The sequence below is a fragment of the Nocardiopsis sinuspersici genome (genome assembly GCF_001998325.1).
GTDB classification, from domain to species: domain Bacteria; phylum Actinomycetota; class Actinomycetes; order Streptosporangiales; family Streptosporangiaceae; genus Nocardiopsis; species Nocardiopsis sinuspersici.
This window is the reverse complement of record NZ_MCOK01000001.1, coordinates 2,973,050-2,997,001: the sequence shown is the minus strand read 5'-3', so window position 1 is coordinate 2,997,001 and position 23,952 is coordinate 2,973,050. Positions and strand designations below refer to the sequence as shown.

21 protein-coding genes are annotated in these 23,952 nt (G+C 71.4%); 11 read left to right on the top strand and 10 right to left on the bottom strand.

All coding sequences use genetic code 11. From position 1 onward, the window contains the following. Nucleotides 1–1,305: an RNA-guided endonuclease IscB gene (iscB, locus tag NOSIN_RS12860; protein ID WP_077690970.1), complete on the bottom strand. Its 1,305-nt coding sequence runs from the start codon at nucleotides 1,303–1,305 to the stop codon at nucleotides 1–3. Nucleotides 1,306–1,675: 370 nt separating this feature from the next. After that, entirely contained in the window at nucleotides 1,676–2,620 is a 945-nt protein-coding gene (locus NOSIN_RS12855; RefSeq protein WP_077690969.1) for an ABC transporter ATP-binding protein, read from the bottom strand. A 320-nt stretch (nucleotides 2,621–2,940) separates the two neighbouring features. Here NOSIN_RS12855 and NOSIN_RS12850 point away from each other — a divergent pair, with 320 nt between their 5' ends. Genes NOSIN_RS12850 through NOSIN_RS12815 form a run of 8 tightly spaced genes read left to right on the top strand, consistent with a single transcriptional unit; the run spans nucleotide 2,941 to nucleotide 9,554 of the window. Continuing rightward, nucleotides 2,941–3,699 (top strand): helix-turn-helix transcriptional regulator, encoded by a 759-nt coding sequence (locus NOSIN_RS12850; RefSeq protein WP_171986661.1) that lies wholly within the window; start codon nucleotides 2,941–2,943, stop codon nucleotides 3,697–3,699. 19 nt (nucleotides 3,700–3,718) lie between these two features. Further along, on the top strand, nucleotides 3,719–5,131 hold the full coding sequence (sufB, locus tag NOSIN_RS12845) for a Fe-S cluster assembly protein SufB (RefSeq protein ID WP_077690967.1): 1,413 nt from the start codon (nucleotides 3,719–3,721) through the stop codon (nucleotides 5,129–5,131). Between the two features lies 1 nt (nucleotide 5,132). Then, the gene (sufD, locus tag NOSIN_RS12840; RefSeq protein WP_077690966.1) at nucleotides 5,133–6,293 is read left to right on the top strand and encodes a Fe-S cluster assembly protein SufD; all 1,161 of its coding nucleotides are present in this window, start codon (nucleotides 5,133–5,135) and stop codon (nucleotides 6,291–6,293) included. Then, complete coding sequence (locus NOSIN_RS12835) at nucleotides 6,286–6,621, top strand: non-heme iron oxygenase ferredoxin subunit (protein WP_077690965.1); 336 nt, start codon at nucleotides 6,286–6,288, stop codon at nucleotides 6,619–6,621. Before sufD ends, NOSIN_RS12835 begins: the two co-directional genes overlap by 8 nt. An 8-nt stretch (nucleotides 6,622–6,629) precedes the next feature. Then, a complete protein-coding gene (gene sufC, locus NOSIN_RS12830) occupies nucleotides 6,630–7,391 on the top strand; it encodes a Fe-S cluster assembly ATPase SufC (RefSeq protein WP_077690964.1) in 762 nt (253 codons plus the stop codon). A gap of 3 nt (nucleotides 7,392–7,394) precedes the next feature. Then, nucleotides 7,395–8,696 carry a cysteine desulfurase gene (locus NOSIN_RS12825; RefSeq protein ID WP_077690963.1) on the top strand — a complete coding sequence of 434 codons (1,302 nt, stop codon included), beginning with the start codon at nucleotides 7,395–7,397 and terminating at the stop codon, nucleotides 8,694–8,696. A gap of 13 nt (nucleotides 8,697–8,709) precedes the next feature. Continuing rightward, nucleotides 8,710–9,186: a Fe-S cluster assembly sulfur transfer protein SufU gene (gene sufU / locus NOSIN_RS12820; RefSeq protein ID WP_077690962.1), complete on the top strand. Its 477-nt coding sequence runs from the start codon at nucleotides 8,710–8,712 to the stop codon at nucleotides 9,184–9,186. Continuing rightward, nucleotides 9,186–9,554 carry a metal-sulfur cluster assembly factor gene (locus NOSIN_RS12815; RefSeq protein ID WP_077690961.1) on the top strand — a complete coding sequence of 123 codons (369 nt, stop codon included), beginning with the start codon at nucleotides 9,186–9,188 and terminating at the stop codon, nucleotides 9,552–9,554. Before sufU ends, NOSIN_RS12815 begins: the two co-directional genes overlap by 1 nt. A gap of 65 nt (nucleotides 9,555–9,619) precedes the next feature. Here NOSIN_RS12815 and NOSIN_RS12810 read toward each other — a convergent pair whose 3' ends face one another. After that, entirely contained in the window at nucleotides 9,620–11,152 is a 1,533-nt protein-coding gene (locus NOSIN_RS12810) for a vanadium-dependent haloperoxidase (protein WP_216349813.1), read from the bottom strand. A 345-nt stretch (nucleotides 11,153–11,497) separates the two neighbouring features. Next, nucleotides 11,498–12,403 (bottom strand): DMT family transporter, encoded by a 906-nt coding sequence (locus NOSIN_RS12805; protein ID WP_077690960.1) that lies wholly within the window; start codon nucleotides 12,401–12,403, stop codon nucleotides 11,498–11,500. Between NOSIN_RS12805 and NOSIN_RS12800 the strand changes: the two genes are divergently transcribed. Together NOSIN_RS12800 and NOSIN_RS12795 are read left to right on the top strand one after the other, a co-directional pair. Continuing rightward, complete coding sequence (locus NOSIN_RS12800) at nucleotides 12,402–13,850, top strand: aminotransferase-like domain-containing protein (protein ID WP_077690959.1); 1,449 nt, start codon at nucleotides 12,402–12,404, stop codon at nucleotides 13,848–13,850. The genes NOSIN_RS12805 and NOSIN_RS12800 overlap by 2 nt on opposite strands. Before the next feature lie 219 nt (nucleotides 13,851–14,069). Continuing rightward, nucleotides 14,070–14,450 carry a VOC family protein gene (locus NOSIN_RS12795; RefSeq protein WP_077690958.1) on the top strand — a complete coding sequence of 127 codons (381 nt, stop codon included), beginning with the start codon at nucleotides 14,070–14,072 and terminating at the stop codon, nucleotides 14,448–14,450. 223 nt (nucleotides 14,451–14,673) lie between these two features. Here the strand turns inward: NOSIN_RS12795 and NOSIN_RS12790 are convergent, their stop codons facing one another. After that, entirely contained in the window at nucleotides 14,674–17,028 is a 2,355-nt protein-coding gene (locus NOSIN_RS12790; RefSeq protein ID WP_077690957.1) for a hypothetical protein, read from the bottom strand. A gap of 752 nt (nucleotides 17,029–17,780) precedes the next feature. On the opposite strand from NOSIN_RS12790, the gene NOSIN_RS12785 reads away from it, so the two are divergent. Then, a complete protein-coding gene (locus NOSIN_RS12785; RefSeq protein ID WP_077690956.1) occupies nucleotides 17,781–18,674 on the top strand; it encodes an SGNH/GDSL hydrolase family protein in 894 nt (297 codons plus the stop codon). Between the two features lie 61 nt (nucleotides 18,675–18,735). Here NOSIN_RS12785 and NOSIN_RS12780 read toward each other — a convergent pair whose 3' ends face one another. From NOSIN_RS12780 to NOSIN_RS12760, 5 genes are all read right to left on the bottom strand, one after another. Next, nucleotides 18,736–19,905, bottom strand: a complete 1,170-nt coding sequence (locus NOSIN_RS12780) for an EAL domain-containing protein (RefSeq protein ID WP_077690955.1) — start codon at nucleotides 19,903–19,905, stop codon at nucleotides 18,736–18,738. Nucleotides 19,906–20,122: 217 nt separating this feature from the next. Further along, nucleotides 20,123–21,361, bottom strand: coding sequence for a beta-ketoacyl-ACP synthase II (gene fabF / locus NOSIN_RS12775; RefSeq protein WP_077690954.1), 1,239 nt, complete (start codon nucleotides 21,359–21,361; stop codon nucleotides 20,123–20,125). Nucleotides 21,362–21,488: 127 nt separating this feature from the next. Beyond that, nucleotides 21,489–21,728 carry an acyl carrier protein gene (locus NOSIN_RS12770; protein WP_077690953.1) on the bottom strand — a complete coding sequence of 80 codons (240 nt, stop codon included), beginning with the start codon at nucleotides 21,726–21,728 and terminating at the stop codon, nucleotides 21,489–21,491. Between the two features lie 109 nt (nucleotides 21,729–21,837). Further along, on the bottom strand, nucleotides 21,838–22,794 hold the full coding sequence (locus NOSIN_RS12765) for a beta-ketoacyl-ACP synthase III (RefSeq protein WP_077690952.1): 957 nt from the start codon (nucleotides 22,792–22,794) through the stop codon (nucleotides 21,838–21,840). A 2-nt stretch (nucleotides 22,795–22,796) separates the two neighbouring features. Next, complete coding sequence (locus tag NOSIN_RS12760) at nucleotides 22,797–23,774, bottom strand: ACP S-malonyltransferase (RefSeq protein WP_077690951.1); 978 nt, start codon at nucleotides 23,772–23,774, stop codon at nucleotides 22,797–22,799. Nucleotides 23,775–23,952: the final 178 nt, after the last annotated feature.

Genomic DNA, 23,952 nt, shown 5'->3' with positions numbered 1-23,952 from the left:
TCAGGCGGGAGAGAAAGCCCCTGCCTCCTTCTGCGTGCTGTAGCCGTAACCGTCCGCCCGCTGGAGCAGACGTAGGTTCTTCCATGAGGTCTTGATGGGCCCGTGTGGGGTTTGCAGGGTGTGGCCGCCACTGCTGCGTACCGCCACCCGGCCCGCGTGCGTTCCCGCGTGCTTGCCAGAAGGCACGACCGCACGGGCCAGGTCCCCGGTCTGGAATCCGAAGAACGCCTTACGCCTGGGGAGGCGCAACCGGGGGAACCCGTACCTGTCGGTGCGTGTGCGAGCGTAGGAGCCACGGCCACTACAGCCGACGACCAAAATCGTGGAGACGGTCGTGGTGATGGCGTCGACCTTGCCGACGGCCAGGGCGTCCAGGGTGTGGGATTTGGGCAACCTGTTGCGGGTGCGGTTCCACTTGGTGCGCCCACCCGAGGCCGCATGGGTCGGCAGGCGCTCATCCAAGGCCCGCCACAGCGCCCACCGGGTGGCGTTGACCGCGGCGGCGTCGCGCAGCGGGGCCTTGGCCTGGGACCGGACTCGGGCCAGGGTCCGAGGGCTGGTCACGAATTCCTCGACGGGCCGGTTGTCCTTGGCCTGGTTGCACGGGATGCAGGCCGGAGCGAGGTTGGCGACCCGGTTCGAGCCGCCTTTGGAGCGGGGGTGGATGTGGTCGATGTTGAGCGGGGTGCCGGCGGCACCGCAGTAGGCGCAGGAGCGCCCCCACTTGGCCAGCAGGTACTCGCGCACCTCGTAGCCGTGCAGGGTGCCGTGCTGGTACTCCACACCCTCCAGCGAACGCCCCGCGCTGAGGGCGTGGGTGTCGAAGGCGACCCGCTCGGCGTGTACCGCACGGACCGGCGCCCAACGGGCCAGACGATCCACCCAGGCCAGGGTGGTGTCCACCCGGTGCCGGAGTGAGGGTGGCAGCCACCCGTCGGGGCGGGTGCGGTTGTCGAACCGGGGAGAGCGGTAGCGCAGGTTGCGAGAGCGGCGTCCCTTTCTGTAGGCGGCGCGTTGGCGCATCCTCCTCGTGATCTGGTCGCCCCGGTGGTCGAGCTGAAGGGCGTAGCGGCTCCGGCGCTGCCCTGCCTGTGCGGTGAACACCGCCAGCCCGGTGTGCTTGGATCCCGGGTCGACGCCGACCTCGATCCCGTCGATCTCGGAGCCCGCCGTGGTGCGGTCCTTGAGTCGGATGACGAACGGAGTGTGCCGGGCCACGACCGCCCGGTCCTTGGCCAGGAGTTTCCTGGCTCGGGCGGGGTGGGTGGGTTGGAGCGGGGTGCCGTGGGCGTCCAGGACGAACACGCACCTGTGCCCTTGACGGGGCGATGTCCCCTTGCGGGGTGGGTGGCCCTCACGGGCCCTCTCCCCGTCCCTTGCGGGAACGGGGGTGACGTGCTCGACGCCAGGTGGGGCGTCGGGCATCTCCCCTCGCACATGTTCCACACCGGGTGCCACGCGAGCGCGGCCTCCGCGTCCCGTTTCGTCCCTGTTCCCAGGGTGGTCTGCTGACGTGGATTCCAGAGCAGGCCGCTGAGGAAGCACGGCCTGGTGGGTCTTCTCACCTGTGTGAAACGTAGCCAACGAGTCACCTCCCTGGTGTTGGCTGGTGCTGGTAACGGCAGGCCCTCAACCACGGTGGGCGAAAGCCCTCGCCTTCAGGCGGGAGAACCCGTTACTGGTCGCGCAGTTCCCGGCCGGTGAGTTGGAGGAAGACGTCTTCGAGGGTACGCCGCCGCACGCGCAGGTCCTCGGCCAGCACCCCGGACGAGGCGCACCAGGCGGTGATCGCCGCCAGGAACTCCGGGTCGAGCGCGTCGGGGTCCTCGGTGGTGACCGTGTACTCGCGGCGGCCGTCGGCGGTGTCCCGCGAGCCGACCCGGCCGCCCCTGGGCAGGGCGGCCTCCAGTCGCGCGGCGTCCACGTCCGCGTCCGTGGAGAAGCACACCTCGCGGCGGCCCCCGGTCAGCTCCGCCGGGGTGCCCTCGGCGGCCACGGCGCCGTGGTCGATGACGACCACGTGGTCGGCCAACCGCTCGGCCTCGTCCATGTGGTGCGTGGTCAGGATCACCGCCACGCCCGCTCCGCGCAGGGCCGTCACCAGGTCCCAGGTGGCCATGCGGGCCTGCGGGTCCAGCCCCGCGGTCGGCTCGTCCAGGAAGACCAGTTCGGGGCGCCCGACCACGGCGCAGGCCAGTGACAGGCGCTGCTGCTGGCCGCCGGACAGGCGGCGGAACGGAGTGGCGGCCACGGAGGTCAGGCCGAGCCGCTCCAGCAGCAGGCGGGGGTCGATCGGCCGCGCGTGGAAGGAGGCCATCAGCCTCAGCCACTCCGCGGCGCGGGCTCCGGTGGGCACCCCGCCGGACTGGGGCATCACCCCCACGCGGGGCTTGAGGGCGGCGGCGTCGGCGACGGGGTCCAGACCCAGTACACGGACCCGCCCGCCGTCGGCGCGGCGGAAGCCCTCGCAGACCTCGATGGTGCTGGTCTTGCCCGCGCCGTTGGGTCCGAGCAGTGCCGTCACCGCGCCCCGGCGCGCGCTGAAGGTGAGGCCGGTGACCGCTGTGGTGGTGCCGTAGCGCTTGACCAGGTCGACGACCTCGACCGCGGCTGTGTCCATGGGGCCTGAGTCTACGTGTGACACGGGGGAGCGGCTCACCGCCCCGGACCGGGCGCCGCCGGGCCGTGGGGAGGGGCGCGCGGTCGGTCCGCATCCCGGTACCGCCGTCCCAGCATGCGGTCACCCGGAATGGTTCGGCCCCGGCCCGGGGTTGCACTCCGAGTGTGCCGCGTGCGTGAATCCGCTGTTAGGCAAGGCTGGCCTTCGTGACAAAAGGCATGAGACGGGGTTTGCCTAGGTGGACTTATTTAGGCCACACTGACGTTGTCAAAACATGAGCCGTGTTTCGAGGAGGGGAGGGGAAGCCCGTGTCCGAAGGTATGCCCCGACCCCTGGCCGGACCGGACCGCGCCGTCGAGACCGGCACCCGCGCCCGGGTCGCCCGGCTCATCCTGGAGAAGGGCCCGATCACCGCCTCCTCCCTGGGGGAGCGCCTCGGGCTCACATCGGCGGCCATCCGCCGCCACCTCGACAACCTGACCAGTGAGGGCATGGTCGAGGCCCGCGACGCGCGACCCCGCGGCGAACGCCGCCGCAGGGGCCGTCCGGCGCGCGTCTTCGCCATCACCGAGGCCGGGCGCGACGCCTTCGTCCACGCCTACGACGACCTCGCCACCAGCGCGCTCCGCTTCCTGGCCGAGACGGCGGGACCCGGGGCCGTCGGCGAGTTCGCCCGCAGTCAGGTAGCAGACCTGGAGCGGCGCTACAAGCCCATGCTGGACGCGGTTCCCGCCGAACAACGCGTCCGGCTGCTGGCCGAGGCCCTCTCCAACGACGGCTACGCCGCCACCGCGGGCCAGGCGCCCGCACCCGGAGGCGGCGACCAACTGTGCCAGCACCACTGCCCCGTCGCGCACGTGGCCGCGGAGTTCCCGCAACTCTGTGAGGCCGAGATCGAGGCCTTCGCGCGGCTTCTGGGCACCCCGGTGCGCAGATTGGCCACCATCGCCCACGGCGACGGTGTGTGCACCACGCACGTCACCCCGCGGGGCGACGTGGCGAGCGGGGAAGACGGCACCCCCGCGTTCAAGGCCGTTCGCCAGGCGGCGGACGGCTCAGTTCACCAGCAGGACGTCTGAGTCCAGGAGGAGTCCGCGCATGACTTCTATCGCGCATCCCGAGCTCGAGGGGATCGGAACATACGAGTACGGCTGGTCCGACTCCGACGTGGCCGGCGCCTCGGCCCGTCGCGGCATCAACGAAGAGGTCGTCCGCGACATCTCCGCCAAGAAGGACGAGCCGGAGTGGATGACCAAGCTCCGCCTCAAGTCCCTCAGGCTCTTCGACAAGAAGCCCATGCCCGACTGGGGCGCGGACCTGTCCAGGATCGACTTCGACAACATCAAGTACTTCGTGCGGTCCACGGAGAAGCAGGCCACCTCCTGGGAGGAACTGCCCGAGGACATCAAGAACACCTATGACAAGCTCGGCATCCCCGAGGCGGAGAAGCAGCGCCTGGTCTCCGGTGTCGCCGCGCAGTACGAGTCCGAGGTCGTGTACCACCAGATCCGTGAGGACCTGGAGGAGCAGGGCGTCATCTTCATGGACACCGACACCGCCCTCAAGGAGCACCCGGAGATCTTCGAGGAGTACTTCGGCTCGGTGATCCCGCCCGGCGACAACAAGTTCGCCGCGCTCAACACCTCCGTGTGGAGCGGCGGGTCCTTCATCTACGTGCCCAAGAACGTGCACGTGGAGATCCCGCTGCAGGCCTACTTCCGGATCAACACCGAGAACATGGGCCAGTTCGAGCGGACCCTGATCATCGTCGACGAGGGCGCCTACGTCCACTACGTCGAGGGCTGCACCGCGCCGATCTACAAGTCGGACTCGCTGCACTCCGCGGTCGTCGAGATCATCGTCAAGAAGAACGCCCGCTGCCGTTACACGACCATCCAGAACTGGTCGAACAACGTCTTCAACCTGGTCACCAAGCGCGCCGTCGCCGAAGAGGGCGCGACCATGGAGTGGATCGACGGCAACATCGGCTCCCAGGTCACCATGAAGTACCCGGCCGTGTACCTGATGGGCGAGCACGCCAAGGGCGAGACCCTGTCCATCGCCTTCGCGGGCGAGGGCCAGCACCAGGACACCGGGTCCAAGATGGTGCACTGCGCGCCCAACACCTCCTCCAACATCATCTCCAAGTCGGTGGCACGCGGCGGGGGCCGCGCCTCCTACCGGGGACTGGTGCAGGTCCAGGAGGGTGCCGACCACGCCAAGTCCTCCGTCAAGTGCGACGCGCTGCTGATCGACACCATCAGCCGCTCGGACACCTACCCCTACAACGACCTGCGCGAGGACGACGCCGAGCTCGCGCACGAGGCGACCGTCTCCAAGGTCAGCGAGGACCAGCTCTTCTACCTGATGAGCCGGGGTATGGACGAGGACGAGGCCATGGCCATGATCGTGCGCGGGTTCGTCGAGCCCATCGCGCGCGAGCTGCCCATGGAGTACGCGCTGGAACTGAACCGGCTGATCGAGCTTCAGATGGAAGGAGCGGTTGGTTAAGTTGACCAGCCCGAGCACCGAACCCAAGGCCCACAGCCACGGCCTCGGGGAGATCCCGTTCTCCAAGTTGGCGACCCACGGGTCCTTCGACGTGAACGACTTCCCCGTTCCCAACGGCCGTGAGGAGGAGTGGCGCTTCACCCCGCTGCGCCGCCTCAAGGGTCTGCACAACGGCAAGGCCGTCGCGGACGGCACCGACAAGGTCGAGGTCGACGCCCCCGAGGGCGTCACCGTCGAGACGGTCGGCCGCGACGACGAGCGGCTCGGCACGGCCGGCTTCCCCGCCGACCGTGTGACCGCCCAGGCCTACAGCTCCTTCGAGCAGGCCACGGTCGTCACCGTCGCGCAGGGCGCCGTCCCCGAGCGGCCGGTGACCATCGACCGGGAGGCCCGGGGCGGCACCCGCTTCGACCAGTTCGTCATCGAGGTCAAGCCGCTGGCCGAGGTGGTCGTCGTCCTCAACCAGACCGGCACGGGCGTGCGCGCGGGCAGCGTGGACGTCCACGTCGGCGAGGGCGCGCGCCTGACCCTGATCAGCCTCCAGGACTGGGACAACGACGCCGTCGACGTCTCCCAGCACAACGCCCAGGTCGCCAAGGACGCCACGTTCAAGTCGATCGTGATCACCCTGGGCGGCGACCTGGTCCGGCTCTCCCCGAAGGTGGCCTACAAGGGGCGCGGCGCCAACGCCGAGCTGCACGGCCTGTACTTCACCGGTGACGGCCAGCACCACGAGCACCGCTCGCTCATCGACCACAACGTCTCCAACACCCGCTCGCGGGTGGAGTACAAGGGCGCGCTGAGCGGCAAGGGCGCCCACGGTGTCTGGATCGGTGACGTGATCATCGGCGAGGGCACCACCGGTACCGACTCCTACGAGCACAACCGCAACCTCCAGCTCACCGACGACACGCGTGTGGACTCGGTGCCCAACCTGGAGATCTTCACCGGTGAGGTGGAGGGCGCCGGGCACGCCTCCGCGAGCGGCCGCCTCGACGACATCCACCTGTTCTACCTGCGCTCCCGGGGCATCCCGGAGGACGAGGCCCGCCGCCTGGTCATCCGCGGCTACTTCCTGGAGCTCGTCGGCCGGATCCCGGTCGAGGGACTGCGCGAGGAGATCATGGCCAAGGTCGAGCGGAAGCTGGCCGAGCATGAGTGAGTCCGGTCGCTGGGTGAAGGTCGCCGAACTCAAGGAGATCCCCGAGGAGGGGGCCCTGGGAGTCGAGACCGACGACGAGACACCCATTGCTCTGATTCGCAGTGAGGGCGAGGTCTACGCCGTGCGGGACGTGTGCTCGCACGCCGAGGTCCGCCTGTCCGAGGGCGAGGTCGAGGACGGCACCATCGAGTGCTGGCTGCACGGCTCGTGCTTCGACCTGGGGTCGGGGGCGCCGATCAACCCGCCCGCGACCCAGCCGGTCCCCACCTACGACGTGAAGATCGAAGGCGACGACGTGCTCGTGTCGCTGGATGAGAAGAATTCCTGAGGCCTGAAATGACGAAATTCGAAATCCGCGGTCTGCGCGCCGACGTCCTCATCGGTGAGGACGGTCGGCAGGAGATCCTCAAGGGCGTCGACCTCACCATCAACTCCGGTGAGACCCACGCCATCATGGGCCCCAACGGCTCGGGCAAGTCCACCCTCGCCTACGCGATCGCGGGCCACCCGCGCTACCAGATCACCGAGGGCGAGGTCCTGGTCGACGGCGAGAACATCCTGGAGATGAGCGTCGACGAGCGTGCCCGCGCCGGGGTGTTCCTGGCCATGCAGTACCCGGTCGAGGTTCCGGGCGTGTCCATGTCCAACTTCCTGCGCAGCTCGGTCACCGCCGTGCGCGGCGAGGCTCCCAAGCTCCGCCAGTTCTCCAAGGAACTGCAGGGCGCGATGAAGAACCTGGCCATCGACTCGGCCTTCGCCGCCCGCGGCGTCAACGAGGGCTTCTCCGGCGGTGAGAAGAAGCGCCACGAGATCCTTCAGCTGGAGCTGCTCAAGCCCAAGGTCGCCATCCTGGACGAGACCGACTCCGGCCTGGACGTCGACGCGCTCAAGATCGTCTCCGAGGGCGTCAACCGCGCCAAGGAGGGTGGCGAGATGGGCGTCATGCTCATCACCCACTACACCCGGATCCTCAACTACGTGAAGCCCGACTTCGTGCACGTCTTCGCGGGCGGCCGCATCGCCGAGTCCGGCGGCGCCGAGCTGGCCGACGTGCTGGAGGCCGAGGGCTACGAGCGTTTCGTGAAGGCGGGCGCGTAAGCCATGACCACAGTCCGCGAGTTCGGCCGGGCCGGGACGGGCCTGCTTGACGTCGCGGCGATCCGGGAGGACTTCCCGATCCTCTCCCGGACCGTCCGCGACGGACGGCCGCTGGTGTACCTCGACTCCGGTGCCACCTCACAGAAGCCCCGTCAGGTGCTCGACGCCGAGCGTGAGTTCTACGAACACCACAACGCGGCGGTGCACCGCGGCGCGCACCAGCTCGCGGAGGAGGCGACCGACGCCTACGAGGCGGCCCGGGAGACCATCGCCCGGTTCATCGGGGCCGACGCCGGAGAGGTGGTGTTCACCAAGAACGCCACCGAGGGCGTCAACCTGGTGGCCTACGCGCTGAGCAACTCAGCGACGGCCGACGAGGAGCTGCGCCGCTTCCAGGTCGGGCCCGGCGACGAGGTCGTGGTGACCGAGATGGAGCACCACGCCAACCTGGTGCCCTGGCAGCAGCTGTGCCAGCGCACGGGTGCGACGCTGCGCTGGTTCCCGGTGACCGAGGAGGGCCGTCTGGACCTCTCCGACATCGGGAACCTGGTCAACGAGCGCACCAAGGTGGTGGCGTTCAGCCACCAGTCCAACGTGCTGGGCACCGTGAACCCGGTCCGGCCCCTGGTCGAGCGGGCCCGCGAGGTCGGTGCGCTGACGGTGCTGGACGCCTGCCAGTCGGTTCCGCACATGCCGGTCGACGTGACCGGGCTGGGCGTGGACTTCCTGGTCTTCTCCGGGCACAAGATGCTCGGTCCCAACGGGATCGGGGTGCTGTGGGGGCGCCGGGAACTGCTGGAGGCCATCCCGCCGTTCATCACCGGCGGCTCCATGATCGGTGTGGTCCACATGGAGTACTCCACGTGGGCCGACCCGCCCCAGCGGTTCGAGGCCGGGGTGCCGATGGCGCCCCAGGCCGTCGGCCTGGCCGCGGCCTGTGACTACCTGTCCGAGGTGGGCATGGACCGGCTGGCCGAGCACGAGCACGCGCTCACCGGGTACGCCCTCGAACGCGTCGGCGCGATCGAGGGCGTGCGGATCGTCGGCCCGACCGAGGCGGTGGACCGCGGCGGCGCGGTCTCCTTCGTGGTGGACGACATCCATCCGCACGACGTGGGCCAGGTGCTCGACGACCAGGGCGTGGAGGTCCGCGTGGGCCACCACTGCGCCTGGCCGCTACACCGCAAGCTGGGTATCGTCGCGACCACGCGTGCGTCCTTCTACCTCTACAACACGCCGGAGGACGTGGACGCGCTCGTGGAGGCCATCAGGGCCGCGCAGAAGTTCTTCGGAACCCGGCCCTAGAGCGAGGACGACCATGCAGTTGGACGCGATGTACCAGGAGATCATCCTGGACCACTACCGCAATCCGCACCACAAGGGCCTTCGGGACCCGCACAACGCCGAGGCCCACCACATCAACCCCACCTGCGGGGACGAGGTGACGCTCCGCGTGACGCTGGCCCCCGCCGAGGGCGCCGACGTCCTCGACGACAAGGCCGTCGTCAGCGACGTCTCCTACGACGGGATGGGCTGCTCGATCAGCCAGGCCAGCACCTCGGTGCTGACCGACCTGCTCATCGGCAGGACCGTCGCCGAGGGTATGACGACCCTGGACGCCTTCACGGAGCTGATGCACTCCAGGGGCAGGGGCGAGCCCGACGAGGACGTGCTGGAGGACGCCGTGGCGTTCGTCGGCGTGTCCAAGTACCCCGCACGGATCAAGTGCGCCCTGCTGGGGTGGATGGCCTGGAAGGACGCGGTGTCCCAGTCGCTGGAGAAGGAGACCGTCTGATGAGCGAGAACGAGACGACAACGACCGAGGCCGCCGAGGCCACTCCCCTCTCCCCGGAGGAGGAGGCGCTGGCCGAGGAGATCGGCGAGGCGCTCAAGGACGTGATCGACCCCGAGCTGGGCGTGAACGTCGTCGACCTGGGTCTGCTGTACGGGGTGAACGCCGACGACACGACCATCACGCTGGACATGACCCTGACCAGCGCGGCGTGCCCCCTGACCGACGTCATCGAGGACCAGGCCAACAGCGCCCTGGACGAGTTCGGGCGCGAAGTCAAGATCAACTGGGTCTGGATGCCGCCGTGGGGTCCGGACAAGATCACCGACGACGGGCGTGACCAGCTGCGCATGCTGGGCTTCAACGTCTGACGCGGTACGCACACGCGGGCGGGCCGGGACTTTTCGAGTCCCGGCCCGCCCGCGTTCCCGGTGGGTCAGATGGTGATCGAGGTGCCGTCGAAGCGGCGCAGGGTGAAGTGGGCGGACTCGTTGCCCAGCCGTACCTGCTCACGCAGGATCCGGATGGCGATCTCCTCGCCCAGCCGCACCGAGGCCGTGTGGTCGGTACGCCAGTGCACGCCCGCCATGTTCCGGCCGAGGGAGATGTTCGCGGCGACCTTGTCCAGCTCCCCGCCCACGGTCAGCGCCGCGTCCCCGGTGTGGGGGACCAGCCGCTTGCCCCTGGCGTCGGGCACCACGGGGTCCTCCAGCACCGCCGAGGTGTCGAACCAGGCCTTGAGGACGGTCACGCAGGCTCCGGCGACCGTGGCGTGGCCCGCGACGTAGGAGGGGTGCGTGGGTGAGCCCTCGGGGAAGGCCTGCGGCAACAGGGACGAACCCCACCGGCGCTGGGTCTCCTCCAGCGCCCGGGACCGGAGGACCTCCTCGTCGATCATGGGGTAGTCCGCCGGCACGGAGTCGTCCAGGTGGGCGTGGACACGGCCGCCGAAGGCCTCCGGGCGCAGCCGGCGGTGCACGTTCCACTTCTGGAACCAGGCGGCCTTGAGGGCGCGGGTGGCGACCTCGGGGACCAGGCTCAGGAGGTGCGGTCCGCCGTAGGTGCCGAGCCCGCTCTGGTTGTCGGAGTGGTGGTAGGGGTTGCCCCCGTCGAAGGGGACCCCGCGGCCGAGCAGGATGAGCGTGGCGTTGAGGTAGGCCTGGTAGAGCGCGTCGTGGTGCACGTAGTGCGCCAGGTCCCGCGGGTTGCGGATGTAGCGGCGGTCGTCGGCGTCGCGGTCCTCCTCCGGCTGCTCCACCCCCCGCTGGACCGCGAGCCAGGTGTCGAAGTCGCACACGTGGTCCACCTCGGCGGGGACCGTGTCATGGCGCTGTTGGACGCGCAGGGTGCCGTAGGGGATGTCCAGGAGCAGGAACTGGGACAGGTACGGCCCGGTGAGGTCCCCGGCGGTGCAGCCGCGGAACAGCGTCGCGGGCGTGACGCGGCCGTCCTCCTTGGGGCCGCGGAAGTCGGAGAAGGATTCGGTCAGGTCGGCCGCGGCCGCCTCCGCCAGGGGATGGGTGTCGAATTCCGTGAAGCCCACGTCCCGGCACAGCGCCATCCAGTAGAGCTCTCCCATTTCCGCGGAATTCTGGGCGCCGTCGATACGCGGGGCCGGGGGAACGGCGATCTGCTGGGCGTCGGGCCCCTCCACGTCGTAGGCGAGTCCGGCCTGCGGGTTGGTCAGCTTCCGCTGCCGGGGGCCGTCGGTCCCCAGGGCTTTGTCGCCGCCCAGCGGAATGCGCTCGAAATCGTCCCAGTCCCCGCTCTGGAGGGCGCGGACCATGAGGTTGTAGGCCTCGGGGTCGACCTCGCCGACCTCGTCGTGCGGGAGCCCCTTGGAGTAGTTGGCGACAAAGGGGTAGTCCGTTTCCTCACCGTTTCCGCCGTGGGTGGGGATGGCTCCGGAGAGGGTCTGTTCGGCGATCTCGGTGCGCTTCTCGACGGCTTCGGCGCGGCGTCCGTGCATGTTCACCTCGTGGTCGGTGTGAGGGATGCGATTCCCCGGATGTATTCGCCCTCACATTAGGGCGCATTTTCGGGAATGTCCGTCGCACACACGCAGGCCGAAATTCGGTCAGGATATAAAAGGGAAAACGGTTCTTCGGCGGTTGACGTCGTGCCCTCGGCCGCGTAGCCGACTACCCGTCTCTCTGGAGCACCACGCGACACAGATGGGGGACGGCGTTCCCGCCGGCGGTGTCTCCGCGCCCCGCAGCGGCCGACCGAATCACGTCCACCTGTGGCCTCGGCCTGGCCACAACCGGCAGTGGAGGATCGGAGCGACCGCCGAACCGGACGGCGCTCGGGCGCGTCACAGGCCGGTTCGCCGGGCCCGCTGCGTGACCACCACGCAGACGAGGACCACGGCCGCGGTGGGCGGGGCGGCGGGGGACAGGTGCTCGCCGAGCAGCAGCGCGGCCCAGGCCAGGGTCAGCAGGGGCTGGGCCAACTGCAACTGGCTGGCCCGCACCACGCCGATCAGGCCCATGCCGCGGTACCAGGCCACGAACCCGCCGAACTGGCTCACCAGGGCCAGGTAGGCCAGGCCCGTCAGCGCCGCCGGTGTCACGTGGACGGGCTCCAGGGCGAGCGCGACGGCTGACAGGGGCAGCGTCAGCGGCAGTGACAGCACCAGTGCCCAGGAGATCACCTGCCAGCCCGGCACGCCGCTCGCGAGCCGCCCGCCCTCGGCGTAGCCGGCCGCCGCCCCGGCCAGCGCCGCGAACAGGTACAGGTCGCCCACGCCGAGCGCGCCGCCGGTCCGCGCGAGGGTGAACGCGATGACGGCGGCGGCCCCCGTGACCGCCGCCGCCCAGAACAGGGGGGAGTGGCGCGTGCCCGTGCGCACGGACGAGTAGGCGGCCGTGGCCAACGGCAGGGCGCCGACCACCACGGCCGCGTTCCCGGCCGACGTCGTCCGCAGGGCCATCGCGGTGAACAGCGGGAAGGCGACCACGCACCCGGACGCCACCACGAGCAGCGCGGGGACCAGGGCCGGGGCCGGTCGGGGGGCGCGGGCCGCGTACAGGCACCCGGCGGCGACCAGCCCGGCCAGTGAACAGCGCAGGGCCGTGGACGTCCAGGGGCCGAAGCCGTCGAGGGACCACAGGGTCGCGGGAAAGGTGAGGGAGAAGGCCAGGACGCCCAGCGCGGCCCACAGGCCTCCGTCGCGCACCGCTACCCGGTCCGTGACGGTAGCGCTATTCTTTGCTCTCATGAAAAAGAATAGCAGCGTCGCAGATCTTCGCGATCGGCTGCGTATGGCGTTCGACCGCTATCCACCCGGAGAGAAGCTGCCCTCCAGCCGGTCCCTGGTGGAGCAATACGGCGTGAGTCCGGTGACGGTCTCCCGTGCCGTCGCCCGGCTCGCCGCGGAGGGCTTCCTCGTCACCCGGCCCGGTGCCGGATCCTTCCGGGCCCGGAACGAACGGCCCGCGCGCGCACCCGAGGACACCTCCTGGCAGGAAGTCGCTCTGAGCGCCGAACCGGCCACCGCACCGGGGGAGGGCCTGCCCCGCTCCGTCGACGACACCGGTGTCCTGGCCACGCTCTCCGTGCCCCTGCCCGGGGTGACCGGCCTCCACGGCGGCTACCTGCACGCGTCGCTTCGGCCCGAACGCGCGCTCGCGAGCGCACTGGCGGGCGCGGCCCGCCGCCCGGGAGTGTGGGCGCAGCCGCCGGTCGAGGGCCTGGAGGAGCTGCGCGGCTGGTTCGCCCGTGAGATCGCCGGCCCCTCCGGCCCCCTCGACGCCGCCGACGTCCTGGTCACCGGCGGGGGCCAGAGCTCTCTGACCACGGCCCTGCGGGCGCTGGCGCCGCCCGGCTCCTCCGCCCTGGTGGAGTCGCCCACCTACCCCGGCCTGCTGGCCGCGGCCCGTGCCTGCGGAGTGCGGCCGGTCCCCGTCCCCGTCGACGCCGACGGGCTGCGTACCGACCTGCTGGAGGACGCCTTCGCGGCCACCGGAGCACGCCTGCTCCTGTGCCAGCCGCTCTTTCACAACCCCACCGGGGCCGTGCTCGCCCCGCACCGGCGCGCGGAGGTCCTGCGCATCGCCCGCGCCGCGAACGCGTTCGTCGTGGAGGACGACTTCGCCCGCCGCCTCGCCCACACCGACGCCGCGCCGCTGCCGCCCACCCTGGCGTCGGAGGACGAGCACGGCACCGTCGTGCACGCGTGCTCACTGACCAAGGTCACCTCCCCGAGCCTGCGGGTGGGGGCGCTCGCCGCCCGGGGACCGGTCCTGCGCCGCCTGCGCGCCATCCAGGTCGTGGACAGCTTCTTCGTTGCGCGCCCGCTCCAGGAGGCCGCCCTGGAACTCGTGGGCTCCCCGGCCTGGCCCCGGCACCTGCGCGCCGTGGCCGCGGGCCTGACCGAGCGGCGCACCGCCATGACCGACGCCCTGGTGCGCGAGCTTCCCCACCTGGAGCAGCCCGTCTCCCGGCGGGGCGGCTACCACCTGTGGCTGCGCCTGCCCGAAGGGAGCGACGAGTCGGAGACCGCGGCGGCGGCGCTGCGCGAGGGTGTGGCCGTGGCTCCGGGGCGGGCCTACTTCCCGGCCGAGCCGACCGCGCCGCACCTGCGGCTCGGCTTCGCCGGAACCTCGGGAGCCCAGGAGGTGACCCTGGGGGTGCGGCGCCTGGCGCGCGCCCTGAGGGCACGGTGACGGGCCCGGACTCCGGGGCCGTGGCCCGAAGCCGGCCTCCCCGCTGAGCGGCCGACGCCCCCGCCCGGCCGCCCCCGCCCGGACCGGGGCGGCTCCGAAACCACTTCACCGGTGCCCGCCCCGTCCACTACGATCGCGGGGTCGTTCCCACTGCCGGGAGCCCATGGGACTCGCGTGCGGCCTTCCCGGCATCCCCCGAACTGAGAGCAGGTTTCGTCCATGGCATGCCGTATCAGTGAACTCGTACTCGGTTGCCGCGACCCCGAGGCGCTGGCGCGGTTCTGGTGCGAGGTCCTGGACTTCGTGGTACTCGACCGCGAGGACGGCGAAATGGTGGAGGTCGGGCCGCGCGAGGGGTTCGGCGGCCCGCAGCCGACGATCATCCTCAGCCGCAGGGACGAGCCGGAACCGGGGAAGACCCGGCTGCACATCGACGTCAACGCCACCGACCGCGACCAGGACGCCGAGCTCGAACGCCTTCTGCGGCTCGGTGCCCGCCCGGCCGACATCGGCCAGACGGGGCAGGAGCAGTGGCACGTCCTGGCCGACCCCGAAGGCAACGAGTTCTGCCTGCTCAAGGCCCGCCTGAACCCACTCTGACGCCCGTCGTCCACGCCCCGGCACAGGGCCCCGGGCCTGCCGCGCAGGCCGGTGTGAGGGGCCCGCCGTGGTCGTGGGGTGAGCGGGGTCCTCCGGTAGGGGGTTCGCCGCGAAGGACCCGAACACCGGCGGACCCCGTGTCCGCCCGGGCGCCGACGGGGTTCCCGTACCTTCGGCGTCCGGGCGCGAGGCGAAGCGCGGCGGAGCCTCAGGGAGACACCGCCTAGTGCGTGGCGAACAGGCCCGAGCGCAGCTCCGCCGCGATGTCGTTGTCACCGCGCAGGGTCAGCAGGTCGATCAGCGACTGCGGATCGGCGAAGGACTCGTCGTCGTTGTCGGTGATGCGGCGGGAGAGGATCCGCAGGGCCTCGTCGGTGGAGGCGGGAGCGGTGTACCCGCTCAGGTGCAGGGCCCGTGCGGCGGGGGAGTAGCGGCTCAGGTCGGTGGCGGGCAGTTTGCGCGCGTCCAGGCGGTCGCCGGCCACCGTGATGAACATGCGGTCGCCGGGCTGTGCGGCCTGGCGGCGCAGCAGGGGGCGCAGGGAGTCGAACGCGGGCTGGTCGCGCCAGACCAGCACCAGCAGGTCGGCCCCCGGCGCGGTCAGGCACAGCAGGCGCCCGGGTTGCAGGCCCAGGTGGGTGGCGTAGCCGTCGGGAACGGCCACGGGGGCGCCGTTGAGGTGGTCGGCGGTGATGTCGACGCGGTGCCACCAGCGTCCGTCGGGTGCGCGGAAGCAGCGGGCCGACATGGCGGAGTCACTCGCACCGGGCCGTGAGGGCGGGGGAGCCGGAGCGGTGTGCGCGGCCGGTACTCCGGGCGGAGCGCCGTGGGCCTGTCCGGGCGCCGGTCCGAGCGGAACGACGTGGTGCGGGTCCAGGGCCGCGGTGCCGAAGGAGGGGCCCTGGTCGTACACGGGTCTTTGCTGGTGGGCCGGCTCGGGCTCGGGGTCGGCCGCGGACGGCTGCTGCCCGTCCATGCGCCGGCGTATCGGCAGTCCGTTCTCGGTGGTGGCCCCCGGATCCTCCGGAGCGGTGTGGCCCGCGTGGCCCGTGGGCACCTCCATGGGAACCGACGGGTCCACGAACACGTGCCCGTCCCTCAGGCTCACCCCGGGGGTGCTCAGCAGCCAGGCGCGCAGCTCCTGCTGGCGGATGCCGATCCGGCCCAGCCGGATACCGGCCTCGGTCACGCTGGGCGTGTCGCCCAGCAGCTCGCGGGTCTGCCAGCGCAACCGGTTGGGGTCGTCGGCGATCAGCCAGCCGTTGTGCATGCGCCGGTCCGTGAACAGGGTGATGATCACCCGCCACAGGGGCGTGTGCAGGGTGGGCACGTCCACCGGGTGGTCGGGGTGGGCGTTGATCAGCCGGTCGATGGTGGTGGCCGAGCCCAGCTGCTCGGACAGCTCGCGCATGTGCTTGGTGATCGCCGCGCCCTCGGGCGCGTTGAGCCAGTGCAGCAGGCGCTCCTCGACCTTGCGCTGGGCGGCGCGGATCTCGGTGACGTCCACCGCGATCTGCTCCGAGAGCACGCGGATGCTGATGGGGTCGGTCGCGAACAGGCGCTCGGCGGCGACGGTGCGCTCCAGTTCGGGCCAGGAGCGGAACATCTCCTCGACCAGGTCCACCAGCGGGTGCTGGCCCAGCGCGGGGGTGGGGGGCCGCTCCTCCACGTGGTCGGGGCGTGTCGCCTTGGGCGGGCCGAAGCTGGGGCGGCGCAGTGTGCGTCCGGGGCCCAGCAGGGAGCTGCGGAACTGCGAACGCAGGTCGCCCGTGCCGTTGGCCTGGGCGCCGTCGCCGCCCACCGCCTCGGAGCTCAGGGCGGAGCTGGGGATCATCGCCGCGGAGCTGACCATGGCGGTGGGGGCCACCGACTGGTCGTCGGCCCCGGTCCCGGGCTCGGACTCCTGGTTCTCGCCACGCCGGGCGCGCAGGGCCCGCAGGGTGCGGATCGCGCGGGTCGCCGGGGTCTGCGGCGGCGTCGGGTCGGACCCGGCGCCCTCGGAGGCCCCCGCGTCGCGGTCGGCGCCCGTGGCGGCGTTGAGGTAGTCCAGCGCGTTGCGCACGTGTTCGGGAGCGGAGTCGGGCAGCCAGTGGGCGATGGTGCGCACGGCCTCCATCATCAGCGCGGGGGAGGGCGTGGGTCCCGAGGGCAGCTCGCAGCAGGGCCGCAGTGAACGCCAGGCCACCGTGCTCACCACGTCCATGGCGCCGCAGCCGGGGAACCGCCACTCGCTGATCTCCTGGGGGCTGGCGGAGATGAGGCGCTCCCAGTCCCCGGCGGTGGCGACGACCGCGCCGCGGACGGGCTCGGAGAGGTCGTCGCAGCTCACCGGCTGTGTGCGCAGGTTCGGCAGGAACTCGGCCAGGGGGACGTGCGCCCACTGCTCCAGCGCCAGGCGGGCGATACCGTGGGCGAGCCAGGGCGGGCCCGCGATGTCCAGGACGCGTGCGACCGGCAGCGAGTGCCACCAGCCGTCGATCAGGCGGTCGTGGTGGAGCAGGGGTGCCACATCCGGCGACTTCGACCACCGCAGCGCGGGCGCGAGGTCGACGAGGCAGATCGGAGAGACGGCGTTCATCCGCTGGGGACCTCGACCTCCTGGTGTCTGCACGTGAATTGGGGAGGAACCGCACGGGCCTTCGGTTCGATGCACCACAGTACGCGCCCCTTCACCCGCGTGGGAGCCGGACGGTGAGCCGTTCCGGTGTGCCGTGGGTGGGCACGGCGAACCAGGGGACAGGGGTGCCGTGAGCACTTCCCCGAAATCGTACGTGCCCGCGGGCTACATGGGTACCCCCGGGTAGGTCCGGCCTGGAGGTGGCGCCGGGCGGACACGCTGCGTGTCCGTCGGGAGCGGGGGAGCTTCGCGCCCGTGACCCGTGCGGGCTTGTGACCTACCTCATATCAGGCTTCGGGATCCTCCCGGGCCCGTCGATCGTCGATGTTCACGACGCCTTCGCATCCGCGCCCCTTCGGGGCAGCACGTGCGTGCCGTACGTCGTGCAGGGTGGAGGGCGGCGCCGGAGTGTGTCGCCGCACCCTGATCCAGGCGGGTCGTCACCGGTGGTGGGTATGCTGGACGGGCACTGTCCTCGCCCGAACGACCTTCGGCCGTGCGGCCGCGTCCGGCGGCCGACAGGGGTCGACGGTGTTCGGACACGGGTCGGTGGCCGGAACGCGGCCCGACACCAGCGATTGCCGTACACGCGCGCCCCCGGCGCTGCTCAGGCGTGGGACGGTCGAGCCGGATGATTGGTTGACGTGACAGACCTTGAGACGAATCCCCCAGCGGCCGCTCGCCTGAACAGACCGGACGCCATCCGGTCGTACGTGGCGATCGGTGACAGCATCACCGAGGGGATGGAAGACGACAGCGGCCCCAACGGCGAGTACCGGGGGTTCGCCGACCGCCTCGCGGAGCACCTGGGCACGGTCACCCCCGACTTCCGCTACGCCAACCTGGGTGTGCGCGGACGCCGGATGCGGCACATCTTCGGTGACCAGCTCGACCAGACGCTCGAATGGAAGCCCGACCTGGTCACCGTCCTCGCCGGAGGCAACGACGTCCTGCGCCCGGGCAACGACCTCGACCGGCTGGCCGAGCACTTCGAGTGGGGCATACGCCGGTTGCGCGACGCCGGTATCCGCGTGGTGATCCTGTCCGGACACGACACCGGCTGGATCCCGGTCCTGCGCTACTACCGGGGCCGTATCGCCGTGTTCAGCATGCACATGCGCGCTGTCGCCGAGCGTACAGGAACCGAGATCGTCGACCTGTGGGCACTCAACGCCCTCACCGACTCCCGGGCCTGGAGCGAGGACCGGTTGCACCTCAACAGCACGGGCCACCAGATCGTCGCCGCGCGCATCGCCGACCTCCTCGGCTTCCCCATGGGGCCGCGCGAGTCCTGGACCGACCCGTGGATCACCCCGCCCCAGCAGTTGCCCCGCATCCTGCGCCGCAGGGAGAACCGCCGCTGGGCCCGCCAGTACGGGGTGCCGTGGGTGCGCCGCCGCGTCATGGGCCGCTCCTCCGGAGACGGCCGTCTGCCCAAGCGCCCCCGGCTGGAGTACCTGCACGACGAGGCCACCCGCGCCGAGATCGCCAGGGCCATCGAAGAGGGCCGGAGCCCCGACGCGGCGCACAGCGGCTACCCCGCGGGAGACGGCCCCGCGCCAACCAGCAGCCCCTCGGGTACCAAGGGTCCCGACCCCGTGGACTGACCCGCTTCCGTGGAGCCCCGCGTCCCCGGCCCCGGGCGGCGGGGCTTCGCCGCGCTCGGGATCAGCTGCGCGACAGCGACTGGATGAGGGCGCTGATGTGCACCACACCCAGGCACTGGCCGTAGGTGTTGGTCGCGATCAGGTCGTCGTAGACCCGCTCGGTGTCCTGGCCGGCCACCCGTAGCGCCGCCAGCGCCGACATCCACGCCGGGACCGTGCGCGGCGACTCCGCCAGCCGCAGCGCCGGGCGCTTGGCGTGCAGGGCGTGCCCGTAGCGGCCGGTCACCGACAGCAGGAACCTGGTGCGGTCGACCACCCCCACCGGCCGCTCCCGGTGGTCGATGAGGATGACGCTGTTCAGCGCGGGGTTCCCGGTGAAGGACTCCAGCACCTGCTCGGAGGTGGCGTCGGCGTCCAGTCCCACCGGCGGCACCATGAACTCGGTGACCCGCGGCCCCGCGTCCTCCTGCCCGTCCTGCCCGGCGGTCGGTTCGGGCACCAGGGCCACCCGCTCACCGGGCCGCCAGGTCTGGTCGGCGAAGAAGGGGCCCGTCCCCACACGGATCCCGCAGCGGCGCAGCCGCACCACGTCCTCGGCCGAGAGCACGCCCGAGGCCAGCGCGTACACCCCGCTGCCCCGTCCGATCCGCGCCAGGCCCTCCACCACCGTGGCGTGCCGCTGGTCCTCGGCCACCCCGGACACGATCCCGGGGTCGATCCGCATGAGGAACGGCGCGGCCTCCACCACCAGGTCGGGGCGCACCATCGCCGTGCCGAACCCGCACCGGAAGCCGGCCGACCGCAGCCGGGCGGTCCCCGACACCACGGTCGCCCTCGCCATCTCGGCCATGTCGGCGCTGAGCATGAGGGTGATGTCGCGCGGGCGGCGGCCCGCACGGCGCAGCCGGCTCTCCATCAGCGACACGAACCCCTCGCCGGCCAGCATCCGCGCGGGCAGCGGCAGCACCAGCGGAAGCAGGCTCTCGGTCGCGGCCGCCTCCTGCACCAGGGCCAGGAGCCACTCGGCCACCGCCGACTCCTCCTGGACGGTCACCTCCGTGTGGGAGCCCCGTACGGCCGGCGGAGCGGCGGCGACCTCGACCGCCACCACGGACCCCGAGTCCAGGTCGACGACGGGTCGGTAGGCGGAGGCGCGAGAGGAGCGGTGGAGGAGCGCACCGGGCTCGTCCCGCCGCGTCGGGGGAGTGTGTTGGGAGTGCAGAGCAGACACAGTCCTCATGGTGACCGGGAATCGGTCCTACCTGAAGGCCTGTTCTCGGCTGTTCAACTCACCTTCATGGCTTGTTCCGCGGTCGTGCCCTCCGCCGGCTCCGGCCCCGCGCACGACGAAGCCCCCGCCGACCGGCGGGGGCTTCGTCGTGCCTTCGGGCCCCGGTCGCACCGGGGTTCCGGCCGTGACGGGACGGTGTCCGCGGTACCGCGCCGGGTCAGGCGCGGCGGAAGACCACCGCGACGTTGTGGCCGCCGAACCCGAAGGACTCGTTGATGGCGGCCACGTCACCGGAGGGCATGTCCCGGGGCTTGTCGCGGACGACGTCCACGACCACGTCCGGGTCGAGCTCCTCGATGTTGATGGTCGGCGGGATGCGCCCGTCGTGCAGGGCCAGGATGGTCGCGATCGACTCCACGGCGCCCGCGCCGCCCAGCAGGTGACCGGTCATGGACTTGGTGGAGGTCACCGCGATCCGGTCGGTGGCGGAGTCGCCCAGGGCCGAGCGGATGGCGCGTGTCTCACCGACGTCCCCGGCCGGGGTGGAGGTGGCGTGTGCGTTGACGTGCACGATGTCGGTGGGCTTGAGGTCGGCGTCGTCCAGGGCGACGGTGATGGCCCGGGCCTGGCCGACGCCCTCCGGGTCGGGCTGGACGATGTCGTAGGCGTCGTTGGTGTATCCCACCCCCGAGGCGTGGGCGTACACGTGGGCGCCGCGCTTGGCGGCGTGCTCGGCCGACTCCAGGATGAGGATGCCCGCGCCCTCGCCCATGACGAAGCCGTCACGGTTCTTGTCCCAGGGGCGGGAGGCCGTCTGCGGGTCGTCGTTGCGCGTGGACAGGGCGCGCATGGAGGCGAACGAGGCGATGTTGAGCGGGTGGATCGCGGCCTCGGTGCCGCCCGCGATCACCACGTCGGCGCGGCCGGAGCGGATCATGTCCACACCGTTGGCGATGGCCTCGGCGCTGGAGGCGCAGGCGCTCACCGGCACGTGCGAACCGGCCCGGGCGGTGTACTCCAGGCTGATCGCGGCCGCGGGGCTGTTGGGCATGAGCATGGGCACGGTGAACGGGGAGACCCGCTTCCAGCCCTTCTCACGGAAGGTGTCGTACTGCTCCAGGATGGTGAGGATGCCACCGATACCGCTGGAGACCACCACGCCCAGGCGGACGGGGTCGACCTCGGGGGACCCGGCGTGCTCCCAGGCCTCCTTCGCGGCGATCAGCGCGAACTGCTGGGTCCGGTCCAGACGGCGCAGACGCGGCCTGGGCAGCTTCTCGGAGGGCTCCTGCGCGATCTGCCCGGCGAAGTGCACCGGCAGCTTCTCGTGCCACTCCTCCGGCAGCGCGGTGATGCCGGAGCGGCCGTCGAGGAGCGCGGACCATGTGGTCGCGACGTCACCCCCGAGGGGGGTGGTGGCGCCGAGGCCGGTGACGACGACATCGGTCTTGGACATGATCCGATCGCCCTTCTCGTGGGTCGTTCCCGGTCACGGTGCCGGGAGGCGTTGGCGAATGTGCAGGCAAGGCCGCGTGTGGCGGCGGGGGCGCCGGGACAGGGTTGTGCCCGGCGCCCCGGACACGCTACTTCTGGATGAAGTTGATGACGTCCTGGACCGTCTTGAGGTCCTTGAGCTGGTCGTCCGGGATCTCCACGCCGAACTTGTCCTGGGCGGCGATGGCGATCTCCACCATGGACAGCGAGTCGATGTCGAGGTCGTCCACGAAGCTCTTCTCCGGGGTGACCTCGGAGGCCTCGGTACCGACGATCTCCTCGATGATCTCGCCGAGGCCTGCCAGAATCTCCTGCTCGCTGTGAGCCATGTCGTGTTTCTCCTTGCTTGGTGGTTCGGTGTCGCTTCAGGGACTCCGTGGGGGCCGCGGATGCGTGGATCCGACCCTCACGGTGTGACCCCTCGGGTTCGGGCGGTGCTCAGGGGATGCGGATCACCTGAGCGGCGTAGACCAGCCCCGCGCCGAAGCCCAGGGTGAGTACGGTGCTCCCCGACGGCAGTTCCCCGCGTCCGATCATCCGCGAGAGCGCGAGAGGGATGGACGCGGAGGATGTGTTGCCAGCGGTGACGATATCGCGGGCCACGAGTGCCTGGGGCGCCCCCAGCTTTTTGGCGATGGACTCCACGATCCGCAGGTTGGCCTGGTGGGGGACGAACGCGGTCAGCTCCGAGGGCTCCACACCCGCCCGCTCCAGGGCGTCCAGGGCGACCCTGTACAGCTCGGTGGTGGTCCACCGGAAGACCGCCTGGCCCTCCTGGTACAGGTACTGGTGGTCGCGCAGGTAGATCTTGTCGGCGCGCTCGCCGGAGGAGCCCCACACCACGGGACCCACGCCCTGCTCCTCGGAGGCCGAGACGATCGCGGCTCCGGCGCCGTCCGCGAAGATCACACAGGTGCCGCGGTCCTCCCAGTCCACCCAGTCGCTGAGCTTCTCCGACCCGATCACCAGCGCGTTGCGGGAGCTGCCGCCGCGGACCATGTCCGAGGCCACTCCCAGCGCGTAGCAAAAGCCCGCGCAGGCGGCGTTGAGGTCGAAGGCGCCGGGGGCGGCGATGCCCAGCCGGGAGGCCACGGTGGCGGCGGTGTTGGGGATCTGGTCCTGCGCGGTGCAGGTGGCCACGATCACCAGGTCGACGTCCTCGGCGGACAGGCCGCTGGCCGCCAGGGCCTTGCCCCCCGCGGCGACGGCCATGCTCGCCACGGTGTCGTCGGGGCCCGCGATGCGCCGCTCCCTGATGCCGACACGGCTCTGGATCCACTCGTCGTTGGTGTCGACGCGGGCTTCCAAGTCGGCGTTGGTGAGGACCTGGGAGGGCTGGTACTCGCCGAAGGCGACGATCGTCGCGCCTCCGGGAGCGCTCGGGGAGCTGAACATGGTTAGCCTTCCTGGTCGGTGGCCGCTGGGGATCCGGCGTGCTCCTTGACGAGGGCACCGGCGCGGTCGAGGTCGTCGGGAGTCTTCACCGCGAGGAGCTCGACACCCCGCAGCGCGCGCTTGGCCAGACCGGTGAGCGTGCCCGCCGGGGCGAGCTCGATCAGCGCGGTCACCCCCAGGTCGGCCAGGGTCCGTGTGCACGCGTCCCAGCGCACCGGGGAGGAGATCTGGGAGACGAGCCGCTCCAGGTACTCGGCGCCGCTGTCGACCACCGCGCCGTCGGCGTTGGAGAGCAGGCGCACGGTGGGGTCGGACGGGGACAGGGCGGCGGAGGCCTCGCGGACCCGCTCCACGGCCGGGGCCATGTGCTCGGTGTGGAAGGCGCCCGCGACCGGAAGGGTGCGCAGCCGGGCCCGCTCGGGCGGGTTCTCGGCGAACGCGGCGAGCTGCTCGGTGGTACCGGCGGCCACGATCTGCCCGGAGCCGTTGTCGTTGGCCGGGGTCAGACCGGCGTCCGCGAGGGCCCGCAGCACCTGTTCGCGGTCGCCGCCGAGCACCGCGGTCATCCCGGTCTCCGTCCGCGCGGCGGCGTCGGCCATGCCCCGGCCGCGTTCGGCGACCAGCGCCAGCGCCTCCTTGGGGGACAGGACGCCGGCGATCGCGGCGGCGGTGAACTCGCCGACGCTGTGGCCGGCGACCGCGTCCACCAGGGAGCGTTCGGCCGGCAGGGCCGGGGAGGGGGAGGCCACGGGGCCGAGCACGGCGGAGGCCGCCACCAGGCCGGCGCTGACCAGCAGGGGCTGGGCGACGGCGGTGTCACGGATCTCCTCCGCGTCCGCGGTGGTGCCGTAGCGCACCAGGTCGAGCCCGGCCACCTCGGACCACGCCTCGACCTGCGCGGAGACACCGGGCAGTTCGAGCCACGGGGAGAGGAAGCCGGGAACCTGGGCACCTTGGCCGGGAGCAACGATAACAAGCACGACATCAACCTTGCCCTGTAGGAGATCCCCAGTCAGAGGGGGAGGGACACGAAGTTACTCGACACCGTTTGTGGGGACTCCACAAAACGGTGCCGGACGCGTGTCCACAAGCCGTGAACACAGGTGGGAGAGATCACCTTCGACGATACGCGGCGCGCGCGTTCGGCCGTGGTGACGG